The 6904-nt window shown below is 75.3% G+C and carries 2 protein-coding genes; both read left to right on the top strand.

Annotated elements, in window-relative coordinates:
* Positions 1-6618 (top strand): amino acid adenylation domain-containing protein, encoded by a 6618-nt coding sequence (locus tag ACZ4QV_RS17205; protein ID WP_467763072.1) that lies wholly within the window; start codon positions 1-3, stop codon positions 6616-6618.
* On the top strand, positions 6615-6839 hold the full coding sequence (locus tag ACZ4QV_RS17200; protein WP_361148416.1) for an MbtH family protein: 225 nt from the start codon (positions 6615-6617) through the stop codon (positions 6837-6839). Before ACZ4QV_RS17205 ends, ACZ4QV_RS17200 begins: the two co-directional genes overlap by 4 nt.
* The last annotated feature ends 65 nt before the right edge of the window (positions 6840-6904 follow it).

The raw sequence follows: 6904 nt of genomic DNA, 5'->3' as shown, positions 1-6904 counted from the left end.
ATGACCCGATCCATGGTCGAGGACGTGTGGCCGCTGTCACCACTGCAGGAGGGGCTGCTCTTCCACGCCACCTTTGACGAGGAGGGGCCGGACGTCTACACGGTGCAGTCCGCACACGCCGTCGACGGACCCTTGGAAGCGGGCCGGCTGCGCGCGGCATGGGAGACCCTGGTCGCCCGGCACGCGGCCCTGCGCGCCTGCTTCCGCCGGGTCAGCGGGGCCCGCATGGTGCAGGTCATCGCCCGCGAGGTGGAACTGCCCTGGCAGGAGGCCGACCTGTCCGGCCTCGCCCCGGACGACGCCGAGGCCGAGGCCGGGCGGCTGGCCGACGCCGAGCGCGCCCGCCGCTTCGACCTGGCCACCGCGCCCCTGCTGCGGGTCCTGCTGATCCGCCTCGGCGCGGACCGGCACCGGATGGTCGTCACCAGCCACCACATCCTGATGGACGGCTGGTCGATGCCGATCGTCCTCACGGAGCTGTCCGCGGCCTACGCGGCGGGCGGCGATGCCGCCGCCCTCCCGCCGACCGCCTCCTACCGCGACTACCTGGCCTGGCTGAACCGGCAGGACAAGGACGCCGCCCGCGAGGCGTGGCGGGCCGAGCTGGCCGGTGCCGACGAGCCCACCCTGGTGGTCCCGGCGGACCGCACCCGCGCCAGTGTGGTGCCCGAGGACGTCCTGATCGACATCCCCGAGGGGCCCTCCAGGGAGCTGACCGACCTGGCCCGCCGCTACGGACTGACCCTCAACACCCTCTTCCAGGGCGCCTGGGCCCTGGTGCTGGCCCGGCTGGCAGGCCGTACCGACGTGGTGTTCGGCGCCACCGTCGCGGGCCGCCCGCACGACCTGCCGCACGTCGAGTCGATGGTCGGCCTGTTCATCAACACCCTTCCGGTACGGGTACGGCTCGACGGCGGACAGCCCGCGATCGACATGCTCAGCGCGCTCCAGGAACGCCAGTCGGCGCTCCTCCCGCACCAGCACCTGGGCCTGTCCGAGGTGCAGCAGCTCGCCGGGCCCGGCGCGTCCTTCGACACCCTCGTGGTCTACGAGAGCTTCCCGCGCCCGCCCGCCGGACCGGACGACCCGCGGGCCCTGACCCTGGAGCCGGCCGGGCTGTCCCGCAACGCGGCGCACTACCCGATCACCCTCGGCGTGTTCCCCGGCGACCGCATCAGCCTGCGGCTGTCCTCCCGCCCCGACCTGTTCGGCGCGGAGGCGACCCGGCTGATCGGGCAGCGGGTGGTCCGGGTGCTCACCCAACTGGCCGCCGACCCCACGATGCCGGTGGGCCGCATCGGCGTCCTGGAGGACCAGGAGCGCGCCCTGGTGCTGGCGGGCTGGAACGCCACCGCCGCCAAGGCCCCCGGCACCTCGGTGCCGCAACTGATCGCCGGACAGGCCGCGCAGGTGCCGGGCGCCGTCGCGGTGAGCGACCCGCGGCGCTCCCTGTCCTACGCCGAACTGGCCCGGGAGTCGGACCGGCTCGCGGCCTACCTCGCGGGCCGCGGCGTGACACGCGGCGACCGGGTCGCGGTGCTGATGGAACGCTCCGCCGACCTGCTCGTGACGCTGCTCGCGGTGTGGAAGACGGGCGCCGGGTACGTCCCGGTGGACCCCGGGTACCCGGCGGAGCGGGTCGCGTTCCTGCTGGCGGACTCCGGCCCCTCGGCGGTCGTGTGCACACGGGCCACCCGCGACGCGGTGCCCGTCGACGCCGCCGCGGAACTGGTGGTGCTGGACGACGACCGGACCCTGGCCGCCGTCGCGGTGGGCCCGGCCGACGCCCTGGAGCCGGTACGCGTGGGAGCGGAGGACCTCGCGTACGTCATGTACACCTCGGGATCGACCGGTGTGCCCAAGGGCGTGGCCGTACCGCACGGCAGCGTGGCCGGCCTGGTCGGCGACCTGGGCTGGTCGGTGGGCCCGCGGGACGCGGTGCTCATGCACGCGCCGCACGCCTTCGACGCCTCCCTGTTCGAGATCTGGGTGCCGCTGGCCTCCGGCGGCCGGGTGGTGGTCGCCGCGCCGGGCGCGGTGGACGCCCAGGACATCCGCGCCGCGGTGGCCGCCGGAGTGAGCGCGGTGCACCTGACGGCCGGCACGTTCCGCGTCGTGGCGGAGGAGTCGCCGGAGTGCCTGCACGGCCTGCGCGAGGTGCTGACCGGCGGCGACGTGGTGCCCGCCGCGGCCGTCGACCGGGTACGCGCGGCCTGCCCCGGCACCGCCGTACGCCACCTGTACGGACCGACCGAGACCACGCTCTGCGCCACCTGGCACCTGACCCGGCCGGACGACGGGCCGGCCGCCGTGCTGCCGATCGGACGCCCGCTGGGCAACCGGCAGGTCTACGTCCTGGACGCGTTCCTCCAGCCGGTGCCCGCGGGCACCGTGGGCGAACTGTACGTGGCCGGCACCGGACTGGCCCACGGCTACCTCAACCGCGCCGGACCGACCGCGGAACGCTTCGTGGCCTGCCCGTTCGCCCCCGGCGTGGGGGTCCCCCCGGCCGAAGGCGGGGGGAGGATGTACCGCACCGGGGACCTGGTGCGCTGGACCGAGGCGGGCGAGCTGCTGTTCGCCGGCCGGGCCGACGACCAGGTCAAGATCCGCGGCTTCCGGGTGGAGCTCGGCGAGGTCGAGGCGGCCCTGACCGCGCACCCGGCGGTCGGCCAGGCCGTGGTCGCGGCCCGCGAGGACCGGCCGGGCGAGCGGCTGCTGGTCGGCTACGTCGTCCCGGACGGCCAGGAGGTCGACTCCGACGAGGTACGCGCCCACGCCGCCAAGGTCCTGCCCGGCTACATGGTCCCGGCCGCGGTCGTCGTGATGGGCTCGCTGCCCGTCACCGCCAACGGCAAGGTCGACCACAAGTCCCTGCCCGCCCCCGACTTCGCCGAACGGGTCGCCCAGCGGGCGCCGCAGAACGAGACCGAGGAGATCCTCTGCGGCCTCTTCGCCGACGTCCTCAAACTCGAACAGGTCGGCGCCGACGACGACTTCTTCGAGCTGGGCGGCGAGTCCGGCCTGGCGATGCGCCTGATCGGGCGGATCCGCGAGGAGTTCGACGCGGCACTGAACCTGCGGCAGTTCTTCAGCGCGCCCACCGCGGCGGGCGTGGCCCGCACCCTGGCCACGAAGGCCCGCCCGGTCCTGAACCCGGCCGGCCACGACGGCGAGGCACCCGCCACCGTCGCCCAGCTCCGCACCTGGCTGCTGACCCGGCTGCACGACAGCGGCCCGGCCCACCAGTTCTCGGCCGCGTTGCGCCTGACCGGCGCGCTGGACCGCGCGGCGCTGGAAGCCGCACTCGGTGACGTGGCGGCCCGGCACGAGATCCTGCGGACCACCTTCTCCGGCGCCCGCAACGAGCTGCGCCAGCACATCGTGCCCGCCACCGACGACGCCGCCCGCCCGCGGCTGCCGGTCACCGCGGCCACCGAGGAGGAACTGCCGGAGCTGCTGGCCACCCGCGCCGCCCGCACCTTCGACCTGACCCGGGAAGCTCCCTGGGCGCCGCTCCTGTTCACGCTGTCGGACACCGAGCACGTCCTGCTGGTCACCGTCCACCGGATCGCCGCGGACGACCAGTCCCTCGACCCGCTCTTCCGCGACCTGTCGGCCGCGTACGGCGCGCGCTGCGAAGGCCGGGCACCCGAACGGGCCCCGCTGCCGCTCCAGTTCGCCGACTACGCCGTGTGGGAGCGGGAGCTGCTGCGCGGCGCCGACGAGCCGGAGAGCCTGGTCAGCGACCAGCTCACGTACTGGCAGGACGCCCTGGCCGGACTCGCCGGTGAACTGGAACTCCCCACCGACCGGCCGCGGCCCGCACTGCCCTCCCGGCGCGTCGAACGCGTACCGCTGCGCCTGGACCCGGCGGCCCACGCCCGGCTGATGGCGGCGGCCGAACCCCGCGAGGCCACCGGCTTCATGGTCGTCCAGGCCGCGCTGGCCCTGCTGCTCACCCGGCTCGGCGCGGGCACCGACATCGTCCTCGGCACCACCCGGGCACGCCGGGACGAGGACGGCCTGGAAGGACTGGTGGGTCCGTTCGACGGCCCGCTGGCCCTGCGTACGGACACCTCCGGCGACCCCGGTTTCCTCGAACTGCTGCGCCGCGTCCAGCAGACCCACCGGGAGGCCGTCAACCACCAGGACGTGCCCTTCGAGCGCCTGGTGGACGCGCTGCCGCTGCCGCCCTCCGTGGACCGGCACCCCGTCTTCCAGGTCGGCCTGGACGTCCACGAGGGCAAGACCGAGGTGTGGGACCCGTGGGAGCTGCCCGGCCTGCGCACCGGCCGCCTCGACGTGGGCGGCGCGACCGGCGAGCTGGACCTGTCGGTCGGCCTGACCGAGCGGCAGCGCGCCGACGGCACCCCGGACGGCATGGACGGCCACCTCACGTACGCCACCGACCTGTTCGACCAGGACACCGCGCAGGCGTTCGCCGACCGGCTGGTGCGCGTACTGGAACAGCTCGCGGCCGACCCCGAACTGTCCCTGGGCCAGGTGGACGTCCTGCTGGACGAGGAGGAGTTCCGCCGCCTGGTGGCGGACTTCCACGGCACCGCGGCCGAGGCCCCGGACCGTACCGTCGTCGAGCAGTTGGCCGCACAGGCGGCCCGCACCCCGGACGCGGTGGCCGCCACCGGCCCCGACGGCGTGCTCACCTACGGCGCGCTGGACACCGCGAGCGGAACGCTGGCCCGCCGGCTCACGGAGCGGGGTATCGGCGCCGAGGACGTCGTGGCCGTGGCGGAACCGGTCACCGCCGCGTTCCTGGTCGCGCTGACCGGCGTCCTGAAGACCGGCGCCGCCTGCCGCCTCGTGGACTCCCACCGGCCGGTCGAGGACATCGAGACCGACCTGCGCGCGAGCCGGCCCGCCGCCCTGGTCTGCACCCCGGCCACGGCCGCGCGGCTGTCCGCGGACGGCCCGGCGCCGACCGTCGTCCTGGACGGCCCGCTGACCGTCGCACCCGGCGGCGCCGAGCCGGCGGGACCGGAGTTCCGGCCGCCGCTGCCCGCCCAGCCCGCGCTGGTGCTCGGCGGCACGGCACCGGACGGCCCCGCGGCCGTCGTCGACCACCGGACCCTGGCCGCCCAGACGGCGTACCGAGCCCAGGCCACCCCGGCGGCCCGCGGCACGGCCCTGCTCGACACCCGGGCCCCCGTCGCGGCGCTCGTCACCCCGCTGCTCGCGGCCCTGTGCGGCGGCGGCAGCGTCCGGCTCGGCGCCCCGGAGGACGTCCGCACACCCGCCGGGCCCGGCACCGCACGGCTGCTGGTGACCACCCGGGACCTGCTGCCGACGCTCACCGAACTGCCGGACGGACAGCGGCCCACGGAAGTCCTCGTGGTGTCGGCGGGCACGCCGGAGGCCGACGACGGCCTGCTGAAGTGGCGGGCGATGCACCCGGACGTCACCGTGGTCACCGGCCACGGCGCCACCGGGACGGCGGGCCCCTGGCTCGAACACCGCGCGGCCCCGGGCGAGCCCGTACCGTCGCCGCTGCCCACGGGCCGGCCGGTGCACAACACCCGCGCCTACGTCCTCGACGACCTGCTGCGGCCGGTCCCGCCCGGTGTCACCGGCGACCTGTATGTCGCGGGCGCGGCGGTGGCACGCGGCTACGCGGGCGGCTCCGCGCGGACCGGTGAACGGTTCGTCGCCGACCCCTTCGGCCCCGCGGGCGAGCGGATGCTGCACACCGGCGACCGGGCGCGGCGCAGCACGACCGGCCTGATCACCGTGGCGGACGCGAGCAGCGCGCGCACGGCCGGTACCGGCGCGGCCCGCGGCACCAGCCGGGGCGACCTCGGCGTCCTGCTGCCCCTGCGGACCCAGGGCAGCCAGCCGCCACTGTTCTGCCTCCACCCCAGCCTGGGGCTGAGCTGGGGCTACCGGGGCCTGCTGCCGCACCTGCCCGCCGACCGGCCGGTCTACGGGCTCCAGGCCCGCGGCCTGTCGGGGCCCGAGCCGCTGCCGCTGACCATGGAGGAGATGGCCGCCGACTACGTCGACCAGATCCGCACCGTCCAGCCCAGCGGCCCGTACCACCTCCTCGGCTGGTCCTTCGGCGGTACGGTGGCCTACGCGGTCGCCACCGCCCTGGAGGCCCAGGGCGAGAAGGTCGCCCTGCTCGCCCTGCTCGACACCTACCTCGGCGGGGACACCGGCGAGTTCTTCGACGAGACGCCCGCCGCCCGCGAGGGCGAGGACGTCACGATGCGCCGCGAGCTGGGCGAGCAGGGTCCGCCGGACGGCGGCGAGGAGCCCGGCGGTGACGGTGGCGGCGCCGGACTGGGGCTGGACGAACAGCTCCTGACCGCCATCAGGGAAGTGACCGTCAACTCCGGCCGGCTCTCCTACGGCTACACCCCGAAGCGGTTCGGCGGCGACCTCGTGGTGTTCGTCGCCACCGTCGGCCGGCCCGAGAACTCCCAGGCGTGGGACGCCGTCGCCAGCTGGCGGACCTTCGTCGCGGGCGACATCGACACCCACGACATCGCCGTCGACCACAACGACATGCTCCAGCCCGCGCCCTTGGCGCAGATCGGGCGCGTCGTCGCAGAAAAGCTCCAGGCCGTGCGGCCGACAGGGGAAAGGAACCCGTCATGACCAATCCGTTCGACAACGAGAACGGCACCTTCCTGGTGCTCGTCAACGACGAGGGCCAGCACTCGCTCTGGCCCGCCTTCGCGGAAATTCCGGAAGGCTGGACCTCCGTGCACGGAGAAGCCGGCCGGCAGGAATGCCTCGACTACATCGACGAGAACTGGACGGATATGCGTCCGAAGAGTCTCATCGCGGAAATGAGCGCGAGCGGCAACGCCTCCTAGGCGCCCGCGCGGCACGGCCATGAAGGGGCGGCCCGGATACGGGCCGCCCCTGCGGGGGAGGCTTT

It is taken from the genome of Streptomyces sp. NPDC026394 (assembly GCF_055567735.1).
This window is presented reverse-complemented; position numbering and strand designations above follow the sequence as displayed.